This is a genomic window from Paraburkholderia sp. XV (assembly GCF_020177535.1).
Lineage (GTDB): Bacteria > Pseudomonadota > Gammaproteobacteria > Burkholderiales > Burkholderiaceae > Paraburkholderia > Paraburkholderia caribensis.
In genome coordinates this window covers 1-15438 of the sequence record NZ_JAGUUD010000154.1, presented here as the reverse complement: position 1 = coordinate 15438, position 15438 = coordinate 1, and the positions used below count along the sequence as shown (strand labels likewise).

Annotated in this window: 17 protein-coding genes; 7 read left to right on the top strand and 10 right to left on the bottom strand. The window is 65.6% G+C overall.

Going from position 1 to position 15438, the window contains the following annotated elements; genetic code table 11:
• On the top strand, window positions 1–298 hold a 298-nt coding region (locus KFO72_RS37955; RefSeq protein WP_225034231.1), incomplete at its 5' end, for a 4Fe-4S dicluster domain-containing protein.
• A 68-nt stretch (window positions 299–366) separates the two neighbouring features.
• Here the strand turns inward: KFO72_RS37955 and KFO72_RS37950 are convergent.
• Both KFO72_RS37950 and KFO72_RS37945 read right to left on the bottom strand, forming a co-directional pair.
• A complete protein-coding gene (locus KFO72_RS37950; RefSeq protein ID WP_225034230.1) occupies window positions 367–1671 on the bottom strand; it encodes an NYN domain-containing protein in 1305 nt (434 codons plus the stop codon).
• 87 nt (window positions 1672–1758) lie between these two features.
• Window positions 1759–2358, bottom strand: a complete 600-nt coding sequence (locus KFO72_RS37945) for an isochorismatase family protein (protein WP_224101246.1) — start codon at window positions 2356–2358, stop codon at window positions 1759–1761.
• A 48-nt stretch (window positions 2359–2406) separates the two neighbouring features.
• Between KFO72_RS37945 and KFO72_RS37940 the strand changes: the two genes are divergently transcribed.
• Complete coding sequence (locus tag KFO72_RS37940; protein WP_225034229.1) at window positions 2407–3018, top strand: TetR/AcrR family transcriptional regulator; 612 nt, start codon at window positions 2407–2409, stop codon at window positions 3016–3018.
• Between the two features lie 16 nt (window positions 3019–3034).
• Here KFO72_RS37940 and clpP read toward each other — a convergent pair whose 3' ends face one another.
• Window positions 3035–3688 (bottom strand): ATP-dependent Clp endopeptidase proteolytic subunit ClpP, encoded by a 654-nt coding sequence (clpP, locus tag KFO72_RS37935; RefSeq protein ID WP_054933897.1) that lies wholly within the window; start codon window positions 3686–3688, stop codon window positions 3035–3037.
• A gap of 189 nt (window positions 3689–3877) precedes the next feature.
• Here clpP and KFO72_RS37930 point away from each other — a divergent pair, with 189 nt between their 5' ends.
• Complete coding sequence (locus tag KFO72_RS37930; protein ID WP_225034228.1) at window positions 3878–4834, top strand: sigma-70 family RNA polymerase sigma factor; 957 nt, start codon at window positions 3878–3880, stop codon at window positions 4832–4834.
• On the opposite strand, the gene KFO72_RS37925 is transcribed toward KFO72_RS37930, so the two are convergent.
• Window positions 4790–6064, bottom strand: a complete 1275-nt coding sequence (locus KFO72_RS37925; protein WP_054933911.1) for an EAL domain-containing protein — start codon at window positions 6062–6064, stop codon at window positions 4790–4792. The two genes, KFO72_RS37930 and KFO72_RS37925, sit on opposite strands and share 45 nt — an antisense overlap.
• Before the next feature lie 283 nt (window positions 6065–6347).
• Entirely contained in the window at window positions 6348–7733 is a 1386-nt protein-coding gene (mdtD, locus tag KFO72_RS37920) for a multidrug transporter subunit MdtD (protein ID WP_176956945.1), read from the bottom strand.
• On the opposite strand from mdtD, the gene KFO72_RS37915 reads away from it, so the two are divergent.
• Window positions 7702–7860, top strand: a complete 159-nt coding sequence (locus tag KFO72_RS37915; protein ID WP_197496848.1) for a hypothetical protein — start codon at window positions 7702–7704, stop codon at window positions 7858–7860. The genes mdtD and KFO72_RS37915 overlap by 32 nt on opposite strands.
• Before the next feature lie 65 nt (window positions 7861–7925).
• Here KFO72_RS37915 and KFO72_RS37910 read toward each other — a convergent pair whose 3' ends face one another.
• On the bottom strand, window positions 7926–9338 hold the full coding sequence (locus tag KFO72_RS37910) for a PLP-dependent aminotransferase family protein (protein WP_176054670.1): 1413 nt from the start codon (window positions 9336–9338) through the stop codon (window positions 7926–7928).
• 207 nt (window positions 9339–9545) lie between these two features.
• On the opposite strand from KFO72_RS37910, the gene KFO72_RS37905 reads away from it, so the two are divergent.
• Entirely contained in the window at window positions 9546–9857 is a 312-nt protein-coding gene (locus KFO72_RS37905) for a DUF2917 domain-containing protein (RefSeq protein WP_060602103.1), read from the top strand.
• Between the two features lie 16 nt (window positions 9858–9873).
• Here KFO72_RS37905 and KFO72_RS37900 read toward each other — a convergent pair whose 3' ends face one another.
• A complete protein-coding gene (locus tag KFO72_RS37900; protein WP_224101249.1) occupies window positions 9874–11118 on the bottom strand; it encodes a citrate synthase family protein in 1245 nt (414 codons plus the stop codon).
• Between the two features lie 118 nt (window positions 11119–11236).
• Between KFO72_RS37900 and KFO72_RS37895 the strand changes: the two genes are divergently transcribed.
• Window positions 11237–12631 (top strand): CoA transferase, encoded by a 1395-nt coding sequence (locus KFO72_RS37895; RefSeq protein WP_225034227.1) that lies wholly within the window; start codon window positions 11237–11239, stop codon window positions 12629–12631.
• Between the two features lie 9 nt (window positions 12632–12640).
• On the opposite strand, the gene KFO72_RS37890 is transcribed toward KFO72_RS37895, so the two are convergent.
• Window positions 12641–13387, bottom strand: coding sequence for a GntR family transcriptional regulator (locus tag KFO72_RS37890; RefSeq protein WP_035986207.1), 747 nt, complete (start codon window positions 13385–13387; stop codon window positions 12641–12643).
• 166 nt (window positions 13388–13553) lie between these two features.
• Here KFO72_RS37890 and KFO72_RS37885 point away from each other — a divergent pair, with 166 nt between their 5' ends.
• On the top strand, window positions 13554–14399 hold the full coding sequence (locus KFO72_RS37885; protein ID WP_107203592.1) for an aldo/keto reductase: 846 nt from the start codon (window positions 13554–13556) through the stop codon (window positions 14397–14399).
• 32 nt (window positions 14400–14431) lie between these two features.
• Here the strand turns inward: KFO72_RS37885 and KFO72_RS37880 are convergent, their stop codons facing one another.
• Window positions 14432–14887 (bottom strand): hypothetical protein, encoded by a 456-nt coding sequence (locus KFO72_RS37880; RefSeq protein WP_176054667.1) that lies wholly within the window; start codon window positions 14885–14887, stop codon window positions 14432–14434.
• Window positions 14888–15188: 301 nt separating this feature from the next.
• The coding region (locus KFO72_RS37875; RefSeq protein ID WP_225034226.1) for a hypothetical protein at window positions 15189–15438 on the bottom strand (250 nt) is incomplete at its 5' end.

The window sequence follows — 15438 nt, the reverse complement described above, 5'->3', positions numbered from 1 at the left end:
TCTTTCTTCGGTGTTCATCTCGAACACGAATCACGAAGAGAATCAGCCTGCGCATTTGATGCTCAAGGACGCGAGCATTCCAATCATGCTAAATCTGCCAACCTACGCCGGTCCGGAAGCGCGCTTCTGCCCGGCGGGCGTGTACGAGTTCATCAGGACGGGAGAAGGCGAAGACCGGCTGCAGATCAACGCGCAGAACTGCCTGCACTGCAAGACCTGCGATATCAAGGACCCGACGCAGAACATCGTGTGGGTCACGCCCGAAGGCGGCGGCGGTCCGAACTATCCGAACATGTGACGCGTGCTGTGAGGTCCGCAAAGCAAAACGCCGCTCGTTCGAGCGGCGTTTTTCACTTGAGGCCTCATTCACTCCGCGTCGTTCGCTGACTCGGTTTTGCGCGGACGGCGGCTGCGCGCCGTCGATTTGCGCGAGGGCTTCTTCTTCGCGGCGGGTGCCTCCGTTGCGGGATGTTCCGCTTCGGGCCCAGGCGCGTGTGCCGCCGATGCCGCGACCGGTTCCGCCACGTGCTGCGTATCCGCAACTGGCGGCGCATCCGTTGCGCCATCGGCCGCTTCCGCGTGGTCCGTCTTCTTCCTTGCTCGCTTTGCAGCGGGCTTGCGCGTGCCGCGTCCCTTGCGGCGCGTGTCGCTCTTGCCGTTGTCCGCGTGAGCAGGCGGCACAGCCTCGATCGCTTCGTCTGCGAGGACGAGCTCTTCGACGGAAGCCGTGACAGCCGCTTCTTCAAAATCGACGATCTCAGCGGCGGCGGGCATCGCTGCCCATTCATCGGCTGACTCGCGCGGGCTCGCGACTTCCGCCGGCGCAGCGGCACCGGACGACGCGCTGCGATACACGAACGTGCCCGACTTCTCATCGCGGCCCACTTCGAGCAGCCCGCGCGACTGCGCTTCTTCGAGCAGATTGCCGAATGCGCGGAAACCGTAGTACGTCTCGTTGAAATCGGGCTTACGGCGCTTGATCGCGTTCTTCAGCACCGATGCCCAGATCTTGCCGCTATCGCCGCGCTCCGACGCGAGTGCATCGAAGGTCTGCACAGCGAGTTCGATCGCCTTCGTCTTGCGCGTTTCCAGGTCTTCCTTGCGCTTTTCACCGTCGGATGCGCGTTTGGTGGCCTGTTGCGCCGCCTGCTGCGCGGCCTTGGCGCTGTCGCGCTTCGCCGCGGCGCGCTGGTTCTCGCGCACGAGATCGTCGTAGAAAATGAACTCGTCGCAGTTGGCCGTGAGCAGGTCCGACGTCGAGCGTTGCACGCCGACGCCGATCACCTGCTTCGCGTTTTCGCGCAGCTTCGATACCAGCGGCGAAAAATCCGAATCGCCGCTGATGATGACGAATGTATTGACGTGCGATTTCGTATAGCAGAGGTCGAGTGCATCGACGACGAGGCGAATGTCTGCGGAATTCTTGCCCGATTGCCGCACGTGCGGAATCTCGATCAGCTCGAAGTTCGCTTCGTGCATCGCGGCCTTGAAGCCCTTGTAGCGGTCCCAGTCGCAGTACGCTTTCTTCACGACGATGCTGCCTTTCAACAGCAACCGCTCGAGCACGAGCTTGATGTCGAATTTTTCGTATTTCGCGTCGCGCACGCCGAGCGCGACGTTCTCGAAATCGCAGAACAGCGCCATGCTGACGGTATCCTGGGATGACGCCATATGCTTCTCCAATGAAGTGCAGGCTCGATCGTCTCACACAACGCGGCGTCAATCGAGGTTTTGCGCGGCGATCGGTCTGCAACGCGCTCAGGCGCCGCCGAACGCCCCTGTTTCGGCAACGGCGCTGACGAATTCCTCGGTCGAGCGCACGAAGCCCATGCGCGGAAAGATATGCTCGATGGGAAACGCATGTGTGTCGCCCGACAGGCCCGACATCGCGTCTTCGATGAAGATCAGCTCGTAGCCCTGGTCGAAGGCCGCGCGCGCCGTCGACTCGACGCCGAAGTTCGTCGCGATGCCCGCCAGCGCGATCGTGCGAATGTGACGGCGTCGCAATTGCTGTTCCAGATCGGTGCCGTAAAACGCGCCCCACTGACGTTTCGTCACCACGAGATCGCCGGCCTGGATATTGCACTCGGGCACGAGGTCCGATGCCTGCGGCGGCGGAGCGGGCGCGTCGCGCGGTCGCAGCGGTGCATCGGCGGGCAGCGACAGCAGTTGCGCGACATCGACGCGCACGAACACGACCGTGCCGCCCGCTGCGCGCAGCGCATCGGCGGCGCGCACGGAACGCGCGACGACATCGGCGGCGGAATGCGGCGCCAGTTGCCGCCCCACGTTGCTGTGCTGCAGATCGATCAGCACGATGGCCGTGCTGCGTGGATCGATGGAAAGCGCTTGCGCCATATGTCACCTATATGTGAGGATGCCCTCATGTCATGATAAGCGATAAACATGAGTCTCGCCTCAGATAATCCGAAAGTGCGGCGCGTTCCCCAGCAGGAGCGCGCGGCAAAGCGTGTCGATGCGCTGCTCGACGCCGCAGGCGACGTGATCGCGGAGCGCGGTTTCGACGCCGCGACGATGACGGCGATTGCCGAACGCGCGGGCGCGTCCATTGGTGCCGTCTATCAATACTTTCCGAACAAGGATGCGCTCGTTTTCGCGCTGCGCACGCGCTACGGCGACGAAATGGACGCGCAATGGAGCGCGCTGGGCGAAGCGGCGCAGGAATGGAGCGTCGATGAACTGGTCGAACGCCTTTTCGCGCTGATGATCGACTTCATCGGCGCGAGGCCTGCGTATCTGCCGCTGCTGTCGGTGACGCTCAACTTCCGGCGCGACGCGGCGGCGCGCAACCGCCTGCGCAGCCGGTTCGCCGAGCTGTTTCAGCGCTACAGCCCGGCGTTATCGGACGACGACGCGTTTCGCGTCGCCGAAGTCGCGCTGCAGGTCGTGAAAAGCCTGAATCCGCTGTACGCGGCCGCGAAACCGAAAGATCGCAAGGCGCTGGTCGACGAGTACAAGCTGGTCGTTTCGTCGTATCTCGCCGCGCGCCTGCGTTGAGCGCGAGAAGAAAGCGCTACGTCGCGGCGTGCGCCGCTTCGGCAACAGCGGGCACGCGCGTCGTCAGCACGTCGTCGACGAGGCCATAGGTTTTCGCCGCGTCCGCTGACATGAAGTTGTCACGATCCGTGTCCTTCTCGATCTGCGCGATGCTCTGGCCCGTTCTTTCCGCGAGCACGCTGTTCAGGCGTTCGCGCAGATACAGCACTTCCTTCGCCTGTATCTCGACATCCGACGCCGTGCCCTGGCCGCCGCCCGAGGGCTGATGGATCATGATGCGCGCGTTCGGCAACGCAAAGCGCTTGCCGGGCGCGCCCGCCGCGAGCAGGAAGGTGCCCATGCTGGCCGCGAAGCCCGTGCAGAGCGTCGACACGTCGGGCTTGATGAACTGCATGGTGTCGAAGATCGCGAGGCCGTCGTAGACCGAGCCGCCCGGCGAGTTGATGTAAAAAGAAATATCCTTGTCAGGGTTCTCCGATTCGAGAAACAGCAACTGGGCGACGATCAGGCTCGCCGACTGGTCGTTGACGGGGCCGACCAGAAACACGATCCGCTCGCGCAACAGGCGCGAATAGATGTCGTAGGCGCGCTCGCCGCGGCCCGATTGCTCGATGACGGTCGGCACGAGATTGAAGCCGGACGCGGACGGGGAAGGGAAATGTCGATGCATGCGTTCCTCGCTGATGGACTGAAAGGACCCGTGAAAGGCCCGCACAAGGCGGGTTCCAGTCGCATGACGCGAACGCGCGGCAGGACGTGACAAAAGAATTTTTGCGCCGACGTGTCACATCGCGGGCGGCTGGCCCGTCAACCGGGAGACAACGCCATCAACGCCACCAACGCCACAGGAGCGGCTCGCATGGAAATGTACAGAGAGAAGTCCGCGGATTTCGAGGCGATGCGCGCGAGGCTCTTCGCGCTCGCGTACCGGATGCTCGGCAGCCGGGCGGAAGCGGAAGACATCGTGCAGGACGCGTGGCTCAAGTGGCACGCCGCCGATCCACGCGGAGTGCGCTCGCCGGCCGCATGGCTCACGACCATCGCGACACATCTCGCGATCGACCGGCTGCGTCATCTGCAGATCGAGCGCGCGACGCGTTCGGGCGGGTGGATGCCGGAGCCGTGGATCGAAAGCCTCGCGCCGTCGGCGGAAGACCTGGCATTGCAGGCCGTGCAGATGTCGTATGGCGTGATGCTGCTGCTCGAACGGCTGAAGCCCGAGGAGCGCGCAGCATTCGTGCTGCATGAGGCCTTCGATTGCGACTACGCGGAAATCGCGAAGATTCTTGCGAAGACGCCCGCGAATTGCCGGCAGATGGTGCATCGCGCGCGGGCGCGCTTGCAGCGCGAAGGCGTGCCTGCGAAGCGCGCCGATCCCGCCGCGCACGCACGCATTGTCGAGCGCCTGCGGGCGGCGATGGAGGCGCAGGATCGCGCGGGGCTGGTGCGGCTTTTCTGCGAGGTGCCGAGCGTCATGAGCGACGCGGCCGAACCGGTCGATGCCGTCGCGACGGCGGAACAGGCAGCGACCACGCTGTCGATGCGCAGCCACGGCGGCCAGATGGAGACGGTGACGATGAACGGCATGCGCGCCGTGGCGTTGATGCGCGACGGCGAAATCGACGCGCTGCTCGACATTTCGATCGGCGAGGACGAGCGCATCGTTGCGTTGCGCATCTTGACGGGCACGCTGCGGCTGGCGAGCGCGGCGCGCGTGTTCGGACGCGCGGCCGTCCTGCAATTGCTGCGGCCCGTCATCAGCCAGGCCGCGTCAATTACGATGCGCGGCCACTTCCCAGTTGATATCGACGCATAGCACCTGCATGCCGCGTGCGGTTTCCGCCGCGATCGACGCCGTCACGCACAGGTGCGCCTCATTGATCGATAGATACGGCGGCGTCAGATGCACCTGACCGGGCGCGCGCACGGCCTGGATGAAATACGGACGGCGCTCCCAACTCGCGCCTTCCGAATGCAACAGCGGCCGAAAGCGCTTGGCGCGCTGCGAGGCGCGGCCTTGCGGCAGCACGTTGTCGCCGATCTGGCGGCCCGAGCCGTCTAGCAGGAAGCAACGCGCGGTTTCGCGCAGTTCGAGCAGCGGTGCGGTCGCCTCGGCCATCGGCTGGCCATCGACGAGCTGTGCGCTAGCGGTTTCCAGCGCTGTCACGAACGGCGCGAGGCGCTCGGATTGCGCGCGCTCGCGTGCGGCCACGCGTTCGCGCAGTGCCGCCGAGAGTTTATCCATCAGGCTCACGGTCGCCTGCCGCGCGACGGGCTCGACGCTCGGCGCCGCGAAAAACGTGCCTTGCACGAAATCGACATTGCATTCGAGTGCGATCAGCGCGTCGCGCTCGGTCGTGAGGCCGCCCATCAGCACCAGTTGCCCCGATTCATGCAGCATCGACACGATGCCGGGCAGCACGCGCTCGATATGCGAGTGCTCGCTGGCTTGCGCAAGGATGCAGCGGTCGAGCGTGACGATATCGGGCCGCAGGTTCCACACGCGGTCGATGTTCGAATGCTTCGCGCCGAAGCCGTCGAGCGCGATCAGGAAGCCCGACTTGCGCAGCGCGTCGATGATCTCCGCGAAGCGTGTCGTTTCGCCGCCCGCCTGCTCGGACACTTCGAGCACCACGCGCTGCGGCGGCAGACCGAGCGCCTTGAGGCCCGCGAGCAGTGCGTCGCCATAGCTCGTGTCCATCAGCGCGGCGGGATGCAGGCTGAGGAAGAGCCATTCGTCGTGACTGTCGAACGCGTTGAAGTTGCCCAGGTGCAAGGATTCGGCGAGGCGCCCGAGTTCCAGCAGATCGCCGCGCCGCGCGGCCTGCGTGAAAACTTCGGCCGACGGCACCTGCTTTTCGTTCTCGTCATGCGCGCGCAGCGATGCGTGATAGCCGATCGCGCGCCGGTGCGACACCGAGAAAACCGGCTGAAATACGCTGAAAACCGTATAGCCGCCATACCGGACGGTGCGGCGGGAGCCTTCGTCGCCCGCTACGGGGCGCGGAGGCTGGAAGCCGGGAGGATCGAGTTCGATCATGCTCATCGTGTCGGTCATCGGTTGAGAAGCGAGGCGGGGCGCGCGAATTGCGCGAAAGTTTCAAGTTTACAGGATAGGGCAGCAAGAAACATGCGCATGAGGATGCGCCAGGGCCTTGGACCTGTATTGCGCGGATTGCGGCGGGTTTTGCGCGGTTCCCTCCGCTGTTGCATCGATTTTGCGCCGGGACAGCCGATGCTGTCATGCGCGCAGTGAGCGATGCGCACATCGATGGTGCGGCGCGCGCCCCGTTAAGGTTCCGCCCGCGCCGCACGACGGGCTTGCGCTGTCACGTGCGCTCCTGCGGATCGGCGCGCCTCACGGGCTGCCGGATATCGGCGGACAGCTGCGCGAAGATCCACGACGTCGCCGCCGTGATCAGCCCGACACACAGGAAGGTCGCGTGAAAGGCGGGCAGCGAGTTGGCCGCCGTGACGCGCGGCATGAGGCCCGTGAAGGTAGTCAGCAGCGCGCCCGCGACGGTGACGCCGAGGCTCATCGCGAGCATCTGCACCAGCGAGAACAGGCTGTTGCCGCTGCTCGCGCCGCCCGTGCCGAGGTCTTTCAGCGTCAGCGTGTTCATCGCGGTGAACTGCATCGAGTTGACGCCGCCGAAGAAGGCGAGCTGCACGAGGCGCAGCCACAGCGGCTGATGCTCGCTCGTCAGCGAGAAGCTCGCCATCGCGAGGCCGACCAGCACCGTGTTCGACACGAGCACGCGCCGGTAGCCGTACTTCATGATGAGCCGCGTGACGAGGCGCTTCGACGACATGCCCGCCGCGGCGACGGGCAGCATCATCAGCCCGGCTTCGAACGCGCTGTAGCCGAGGCTCACCTGCAAAAGCAGCGGGATCAGATACGGCATCGCGCCGCTGCCGATGCGCGCGAACAGGTTGCCGAGCAGGCCGACGCTGAAGGTGTGGATCTTGAACAGCTCGAGCGAGAAGATCGGGTTGGTCGCGCGCGTCGCATGCAATCCGTAGGCAACGAAACAGCCTAGCGAAAGGATCAGCAGCATCAGCATGGTCGCGTGCTGGATCGAGAATTCCGTCTGCCCGTCGAGCGCCATCGAGATCGACACCATGCCGACGATCAGCAGCACATAGCCTTTGATGTCGAACTTCGCGGTATCGGGGTTGCGGCTGTCGGGCATGAAGATGAACGTCGCGATCACGCCGGCGATGCCGACGGGCACGTTGATCAGAAAGATCCAGTGCCACGATGCAATCTTGACGAGCCAGCCGCCGAGCGTCGGGCCGATCAGCGGACCGATCAGCCCCGGAATTGCGACAAACGACAGCGCGGGCAAATAACGTTCGGCGGGAAACACGCGCAGCACGGCAAGGCGGCCGACGGGCAGCAGCATCGCGCCGCCCACGCCCTGCAGCACGCGATACGTCACCAGTTGCGTGAGCGTCTGCGCATTCGCGCACAGCAGCGAGCCGACCGTGAAGACGAGGATCGCGCTCATAAACACGCGCCGCGTGCCGAGCTTGTCGGCGAGCCAGCCGGACACGGGAATCATCACGGCCATCGTCAGCGAGTACGCGATCACGACTGATTGCATGCGCAACGGCAATTCGCCGAGGCTTTTCGCCATCGCGGGAAGCGCGGTGTTGACGATCGTCGAATCGAGCGTCTGCATGAAGAAGCCCGTCGCTACTATCCACAGCATCACCGTCAACGAGCGGGCGGTCGGCGCGGTGGTCGCGGTGCGGGCGCTCGCGGCGGGCGATGCGGGTTCGGTCGATTCGGACATGAAGACAGGGCAGGGCGGCTGGGCGGGGGAGCCCACATTCTAAGGAAAAAGCGCGGCGGACGGTGCCGCCGCCCGCATCGGCAGCGAGCGTTGCGCCTGACGGCTGCGTTACGGCTTCAACTGAACCGCTGCCTCGAAAAACGCCCGCGCCCGCGGATCGTTCGCGAACGCGGCGTTCACGCGTATCCATGGGCTCGGCTCCGCGTTCGGCCGGAAGTAGCTGCCGGGCGCCACCGTCACGCCGAGCGGCGCGCCGCACTCGACAAGCCGCTCCGCATTCTCGACATGCGGCACGCGCGCCCACACGAACTTGCCGCCCAGCGGATTCTCGAATACCTGCCAGCCGCTCATTTCGAGCGTCTGCACGGTCGCGCCGAGCGCATCGCGCATGCGCCGGCGCAATCTTTCCAGATGCTTGCGGTACATCCCGCGTTCGAGCAACGCGACGGTCACGGCTTCCGCAAAGCGCGAGCCGCCGATGCTCGTCAGCATCTTGATGTCGGCGAGATCCTTGATGGTGGCGTGATCCGCGATCACATAGCCGATGCGCAGCGACGACGACAAGGTCTTCGACAGCCCGCCGATGTAGATCACGTGTTCCAGCTGATCGAGCGTGGCGAGGCGGTCGGTGGGCTCGGTCTGGAAGTCGGCGTAGATATCGTCTTCGATGATCTTGAAGTTGTGCTCGCGCGCGAGTTGCAGCAGGCGGAACGCGATGGGCGGCGCGATCGTCGTGCCTGTCGGGTTGTGAAAGACCGAGTTGATGAAGAAGAGCTTTGGGCGATGCTGCTGCAACTGCGCTTGCATCGCGTCGAGGTCGGGGCCCGTGCGCGTGCGCGGAATGCCGACGAGATTCACGCCATGCAGCTTCAGCAGGCCGTTGAAATTGTAGTAGCCCGGGTCCTCGACGAAGATCGTGTCGCCGGGCTTGAGCAGGTAGCGCATCAGCAGGTCCATCGCCTGGCTCGCGCCGAACGTGATCAGGATCTGCGACGCCTGCGCCTCGATGCCGAGCTGCTCGATGCGTCCTTGCAGCAGTTCGCGCAGTGTCGCGTTGCCGAGCGGCGTCGCGTAATCGATCATGCTGGCGCCGTCGGTGCGCGACACGTGGCGGATCGCCTGCGCGAGGCTGTCCATGTCGCGCCATGCCTCGGGAATGAAGCCGCTGCCGAGCTTCAGCGATTCGCCCGGATGATTGAACTGTTGCAGGATGTGGGTCGATTCGTCTTCGGCGCGGCGCGGATCGGACGCACCCTGACAACCCATTGCGGCGCGGTGCCGTTCGGCCACGTAAAAGCCGGAACCCGGCCGCGAATCCAGATAACCGAGCGAGACGAGCCGGTCGTAGGCCTCGATCACGGGGAAACGGCTGATGTCGTTGTCGGTGGCGAACTGGCGGATCGACGGCAGTTTCGCGCCGGGATGCGCGGTGCGCGAGCGTATCCAGTCCTGTACGCCGCTGACGATCTGCTCGGTGAGCGGCACGCCGTTTTCGCGGTTCAGTTCAATGTCGAGTTTCATGGCTTGCCTTTCCTGGCGCTTTTGTTCGCGCCTCTTTCGCGCGCTTCGCCAGCCGTCCGTCACGGTCTGTCATGGTCAAAGCGCCGACAACTGTCAGGTTTTCTGGCTGTACAGTTCTTTTGAAACTGTTCAGCACTGTGCATGTGACAGTCATCATCGCACGACAATAATGGATGCAAGCGAAAAAGCACTTCAAGGAGCACTGCGATGCGTGAAATCCGTACTTTCGAACTCGAACACGGCGAGCCGGCAAGCGCCTGGCGGGTCGCGCAGCCGCTTGCCGTAAATGTGCTGGCAGGCGAACTCTGGCTGACCGTCGAAGGCGACGCCGAGGATTACTGGCTCGCAGCGGGCGAGTCGTTCGAACTGAAGCGCGGCGCGCTCGCGTGGCTGAGCGCGGGGCGGGACGGCGTGCGGCTCTCGCTGACGGTAGCGAGCGGCCCGGCCGACACGGTGAAAGTCGAGCGGCGGCGCGCGCCACGCTGGACGTGGATGCCGCGCTGGCTGCTCACGGCCTGAAGCGCGAGTCGTTGAATCAGTCCACTTCGTACGCGCCGATGTACCTGGCGCGCGGACGGATCAGGCGGCCGTCGCTGGTCTGCTCCATGGCGTGCGCGATCCAGCCCGTCACGCGGCCCACCGCGAAGAGCGTGAAAGCCGCGCCGGCGGGCAGGCCGAGCACCCGTTCAATGGCCGCGAGCGCGTAGTCGACGGTCGGCTCGGCGCCTGTGGTGTCGCGTACGACGCGCGCAAGCCGCTGCACGTCGGCGAACGGCGAGCGGGCGGGCGCACATTCATCGAGCAGTTCCAGCAGCAGACGGGCACGCGGATCGCCGTCCGGATACAGCGGATGACCAAACCCGGAGATCACGGGCCCCGGCGCGCTCTGCTCGTGCTGCGCGAGCCGCGTAGCCAGATAGCGGTCGAGATCGGCGGCGCGCGCGGCTTCGTCGAACAACGCGGCGACGCGCGCCGTTTCCCCGCCATGCCTCGGTCCCGATAACGCGGCGAGCCCGCCCGCGACCGCGCCGAACAGATGCGTGCCCGTCGACGTGATACACCGCACCGTAAAGGTCGACGCATTCAGCTCGTGATCCGCGCACGCGACGAGCGCGGCGCGCAGCAGATTGATCTGCGCGCGGTTGCGCACGCCCCACGCGGCGGCGAGCTGCTTGTGCAGCGGTTCGTTCGACGGCGCAGTCGAAATCATCGCACCCGCCATCAGCCGGATCAGCGCGCAGGCATTGTCGAGCTGCGCGTCGCGGCCGAGCGCCCAGACACGCGGCATCTGCGCAGCGGCGGCAGGCAGCAGCACGAGTGCGCGATCGAGCGGCGCGCTGTCGCTCCACAGCTTGAGCCACGCCGACCATTGCGCGGCGCCAAGCGGCGCGGCGGGCGCATCGGCGATGCGCCGCGCGCTGCATTCCCACAGCAAGGCCGCCACTTCCTCGAGGGTCGCCGTGCGCGCGAGTTCGATCGCATCGCGGCCGCGATACAACAGCTTGCCGTCCGCGATCAGCGTGATCGACGATTCGAGCACGGGCACGCCCCAATCCAGCACCTTTTGCGCGACTTTGCCCGCGCGTTTGCCATCTTCCTTGCGGCGCGCGAGGCGGCGTACCTCGTCCGCGTCGTAGCGCCGGCGCTTGCTGTTTGCGTCCGGCGCGGAGCGCAACATGCCGCGGCTCACGTAGGCGTAGAGCGTCGTGACGCTGATGCCGAGCATCGCGGCGGCCTCATCGGCGGACAGATAGCGTGGGGCGGATATTGCGTTGGACATATAGGCGCTGGAAAGCCAAAGAAATGAATATATATTGATTATATGAATCAAGATTGATCATGGCGAGGCGCAAAACTAGACTGGGTCACGTCTTTCTCCTTCAGGAAGCCAGCCCATCATGACGCCGCTGCTCGCTCTCGATCATCTCTGGTCCGTTGCCGGTTGCGATCCGGCCTTGCTCGATTACATGTCGATCGAAGGCGACGACCCGGCCTTGCCCTCGGTGTTTCGCGTCGGGACGCTCGCGAGTGCGTCGATTGCGGCGATGGCGCTCGCCGCCGCCGATTGCTTCAGGCTGCGCACGGGCCGCATGCAGCATGTCGATGTGAGCGTGCGGCGCGCGCTGATCGCATTTCGCAGCGAGCGCTATCTGCGCGTGAACGATGGCTTGCCGCCGGAACTGCGCCACCCCGTCACCGGCTTCTACGCAACGCGCGACGGGCGCTGGGTCCAGTTGCACACGAACTTTCCGCATCATCTGCACGGCGTGTTGAAGGTGCTCGGCTGCGACGCCGATCCCGGCGCGGTGGCGGAGGCGATTCGCGGCTGGGACGGCGCGCAGCTCGATCAGACACTCGCCGACGCCGGCCTGTGTGCCGCGCTGATCCGCTCGCCGCGCGAATGGGCGACGCTCGATCAGGCGAAGGCGATTGCCAATCTGCCGCTGTTCGAGATCGAGCGGATCGGCGATGCGCCGCCCGAAGCGCCAGGCCGCGGCGACGCGCTGAGACCGCTGTCAGGCACGCGTGTGCTCGATCTGTCGAGAATCATCGCGGGTCCCGTCGCAGGGCGCGCGCTGGCGCAACATGGCGCCGACGTGCTGCTGATCAACGGCCCGCATCTGCCGAATATCGCGCCGCTCGTGATCGACAACGGGCGGGGCAAGCGCTCCGCGACGCTCGATCTGCGCGACGCCGCGGCGCGCGGGCAATTGCAGGCGCTGGCCGCACAAGCAGACGTGTTCTTGCAGGCGTATCGCCCCGGCTCGCTTGCCGCGCGCGGCTTCGATCCTGAAACCCTGGCACGGCTGCGGCCCGGCATGGTCTGCGTGTCGATCTCGGCGTATGGGCACGCGGGACCGTGGGCGATGCGGCGCGGTTTCGACAGTCTCGTGCAGTCGGCAAGCGGCATCGCCTACACGGAGAGCCGTGCGGCGGGTGTCGACGGGCCGAAGCACCTGCCGTGTCAGGCGCTCGATCACGCGACGGGTTATCTCGCCGCATTCGGCGCGATGGTTGCGCTGGCGCGGCGCGCGCAGGAGGGCGGCAGCTGGCATGTGCGGCTGTCGCTGGCGCAGACGGGCCGCTGGCTGCAATCGATGGGACAGATCGAAGCGGGCTGGCGTCTGCCCGATGTCAGGTACGACGACGTGCAGGACGGTCTGCACGAAGTCGATTCGCCGTTTGGACGCGTGCGGGCGGCGGCGCCTGCCGAGCGGATGTCGCAGACACCCGCATTCTATGCGCGGCCGCCCGTGCCCATTGGCTCCGACGCCCCGCGCTGGGAGGACTGAAGCTCGCGCCTACTTGCGCAGTTCGGCGACGAAGTCGTAGTAGTCGTTGCGGCAGTAAGTGTCGGTGAGTTCGATGGCGCGCTGGTCGGCCGTGTAGCCGACGCGCGTGATCAGCAGCAGCGCGTCGTTCGGCGCGATGCTCATCTGCTGGGCGATCTCGTCGCTCGCGTTGACCGCGCGGAAGTGCTGCAACGCGCGCACGATCGTCAAGCCGCGCTGTTCGAGATACGTGTACAGCGAATCGCCGATGGCCTGCGGGTCGGGAATGACGGAAGCGGGGAACGTCGAATTTTCGACGGCCATCACGATGCCGTCCGCGAGACGCAGGCGGCGCAACCGCGTGACGGCAGCTGCCGGCGACAGGCCAAGCTGGATCACTTCATCGCGATTGGCGGGCACGATTTCGCGCGACAGCCATTGCGAGCTCGGCGTGAAGCCGCGCCGGCGCAGCATTTCGCTGAAGCTCGACAGACGCGACAGCGGATCTTCATAGCGTGGCGTGATGAAACTGCCCGCGCCCTGCGAGCGGCGAATCAAGCCCTGTTCTACGAGCAGCGCGATTGCCTTGCGTGCCGTGATGCGCGACACGCCGAGCGCATCCGACAACACGCGCTCCGACGGCAGCGCTTCGCCTGCGTTCCAGCGGTTCTCGTGGATCGCACTGCCGAGCTTGCGGGCGAGCTGAAGATACAGCGGCGTATCGTTTTCCGGGTCCGGGCGCAGATCGCGCCAACGGTCTTCCGAGGCTGGGTTCATGTGACGGACGCAAGTAGGGCAAGCGGCAATTCTATGTCATCGGCGCCCCACGTTATAGCGGGGTTTTGCCGGGACGCCGATGCACGCCGCGACGAAGCGCTACACTCGTCGCGTTGGGCGCTGCGACGCGGCGCTTCTTCACGACATCATCTGCGAGGACGCAATCATGACGAAGGACATCCCCAGCGTGACGCTGCCTGACGGCGAGCGCATTCCGAAACTCGGGCAGGGCACGTGGGAGATGGGCGAGCATCCGTCGCGCCGCAAGGCCGAAATCGAGGCGTTGCGCGGCGGCATCGAGCTCGGCATGACGCTGATCGACACGGCCGAAATGTACGGCGAAGGCGCGACGGAATCGCTGCTGGGCGAAGCGTTGCAGGGCTTGCGCGAAGACGTGTTTCTGGTCAGCAAGGTCTATCCGCACAACGCCAGCAAGCGCGGCGTGCAGCATGCGTGTGAACAGTCGTTGCAGCGCCTGAAGACGGATCGCATCGATCTGTATCTGCTGCACTGGCGCGGTTCGGTGCCGCTCGACGAAACGGTGGCGGGCTTCGAAGCGCTGCGCCGCGACGGCAAGATACGCCACTGGGGCGTGAGCAATTTCGATGTCGACGATATGGAAGAGCTGGTCGGCGTGCCGCACGGCGATGCCTGCGCGACCGACCAGATTCTCTACAACGTTGCGCGGCGCGGGCCGGAGTTCGATCTGCTGCCGTGGCTCGCGGGCCGCAAGATGCCCGCCATGGCGTACAGCCCCGTCGATCATGCGCGCCTGCCCAGGCGCTCGCCGCTCGACGATATCGCTGGCGCGCATGGCGTATCGGCGGTTCAGGTCGCGCTGGCGTGGGTGCTGCAGCAACCCGATGTGTGCGCGATTCCCAAGTCAGGGCGCATCGAGCACGTGCGTGACAACCGCCGCGCGCTCGATCTGCAGCTCTCTCCTGACGATCTTGCCGCTATTGATGCGCATTTTCGTCCGCCCCGCAGCAAGCGGCCGCTCGAGATGCTGTGAGCATGCGGCGCTTGTGCGGTTGTATCGGCTGATCAGTCGCACGCGTGATGCATGTGCACGGAGCCGAGCACGGCAACTTCAGCGGGTGTGCGCTTGAGCGAATCGGCGCTGACCTGGCTCGCGTCCTGCACGAATTCGTCGACGAGCGTCGAGACGGGGACGTCGCGCAGACACAATGACACGCGCTGGGTTTCCTTCGCTGCGAGCGATGTGCGCTGGCTGAGGAACAGCACGCCGTACTGGTAGCCGTGGATGATGCCGCGGATCGCGCCGACACACTGGCCGTGCGCGACGTTATCGGACTTCTGCTGGCAGGACTGCGCAAGCGACCACGCGGAGAAGGTGGGGTCGACGGGAGGCGATGTTTGGGCTTGCGCTGCCGTTTGGGTTCCATTCTGCGCATGGGCTAGCGATGCGCCAGCCATCAACGCAGCTAGCAGCACGCCCGAAGCAATGCGTGCAACGGGGCGGGGGAAGTGTCGTTGCATGTAAAAGGCCTCATATCGAACGTTGAATAGATATGAGGCGAGCAGGGCGGTTTGGTTCCGATGCGTTTTCCGACTGCTTTGCCGGACCGCTCTTGTCGTTGCTGCTTGCCGTGAGCTCGGCGACGCGTAGGCTTGTGTCGCTAACGCCTTGCCGGCGTTACCGTCGACGGCGTTCCCGGTCCGGGCGGTGACGTTCGACCGGGGGATCGGAACGTCACCGCCGACGCCGGCCAGGAAGCGTCGGCGTGCGGCGTGGTTGTCGTCGTATGGGGACGGCGCGGGGCCCGCCGTCCGTTCGATCTCAGTGTCCGTTGCCGCCGCCGTGACCGCCGCCTGAACCTGATCCACCGCCGTAGCCGCCACCTTTGCCGAAGCCGCCGCTGCCGAAGCCGCCACCGAAGCCGCCGCTGCCGAAGCCGCCACCGAAACCACCGCCGAAACCACCACCTGGGCCGCCGGCGCTGCCGCCACCACAACCGCAACCGCCACTACCACCGCCGCTGCCACTACCACCGCCGCCGCCACTACCACCACTACCACCGCCACCACCG

What these genes read in the sequence shown, in the direction of transcription:
- KFO72_RS37945 (WP_224101246.1), bottom strand. Translation starts at nt 2,358, where the DNA reads ATGGCGCAAGCGCTTTCCATCGATCCACGCAGCACGGCCATCGTGCTG.
- KFO72_RS37885 (WP_107203592.1), top strand. Translation starts at nt 13,554, where the DNA reads ATGACGAAGGACATCCCCAGCGTGACGCTGCCTGACGGCGAGCGCATT.
- KFO72_RS37930 (WP_225034228.1), top strand. Translation starts at nt 3,878, where the DNA reads ATGGAAATGTACAGAGAGAAGTCCGCGGATTTCGAGGCGATGCGCGCG.
- mdtD (WP_176956945.1), bottom strand. Translation starts at nt 7,733, where the DNA reads ATGCTGTGGATAGTAGCGACGGGCTTCTTCATGCAGACGCTCGATTCG.
- KFO72_RS37940 (WP_225034229.1), top strand. Translation starts at nt 2,407, where the DNA reads ATGAGTCTCGCCTCAGATAATCCGAAAGTGCGGCGCGTTCCCCAGCAG.
- KFO72_RS37890 (WP_035986207.1), bottom strand. Translation starts at nt 13,387, where the DNA reads ATGAACCCAGCCTCGGAAGACCGTTGGCGCGATCTGCGCCCGGACCCG.
- KFO72_RS37905 (WP_060602103.1), top strand. Translation starts at nt 9,546, where the DNA reads ATGCGTGAAATCCGTACTTTCGAACTCGAACACGGCGAGCCGGCAAGC.
- KFO72_RS37950 (WP_225034230.1), bottom strand. Translation starts at nt 1,671, where the DNA reads ATGGCGTCATCCCAGGATACCGTCAGCATGGCGCTGTTCTGCGATTTC.
- KFO72_RS37900 (WP_224101249.1), bottom strand. Translation starts at nt 11,118, where the DNA reads ATGTCCAACGCAATATCCGCCCCACGCTATCTGTCCGCCGATGAGGCC.
- KFO72_RS37895 (WP_225034227.1), top strand. Translation starts at nt 11,237, where the DNA reads ATGACGCCGCTGCTCGCTCTCGATCATCTCTGGTCCGTTGCCGGTTGC.
- KFO72_RS37880 (WP_176054667.1), bottom strand. Translation starts at nt 14,887, where the DNA reads ATGCAACGACACTTCCCCCGCCCCGTTGCACGCATTGCTTCGGGCGTG.
- KFO72_RS37915 (WP_197496848.1), top strand. Translation starts at nt 7,702, where the DNA reads ATGAAGAAGCCCGTCGCTACTATCCACAGCATCACCGTCAACGAGCGG.
- clpP (WP_054933897.1), bottom strand. Translation starts at nt 3,688, where the DNA reads ATGCATCGACATTTCCCTTCCCCGTCCGCGTCCGGCTTCAATCTCGTG.
- KFO72_RS37910 (WP_176054670.1), bottom strand. Translation starts at nt 9,338, where the DNA reads ATGAAACTCGACATTGAACTGAACCGCGAAAACGGCGTGCCGCTCACC.
- KFO72_RS37925 (WP_054933911.1), bottom strand. Translation starts at nt 6,064, where the DNA reads ATGAGCATGATCGAACTCGATCCTCCCGGCTTCCAGCCTCCGCGCCCC.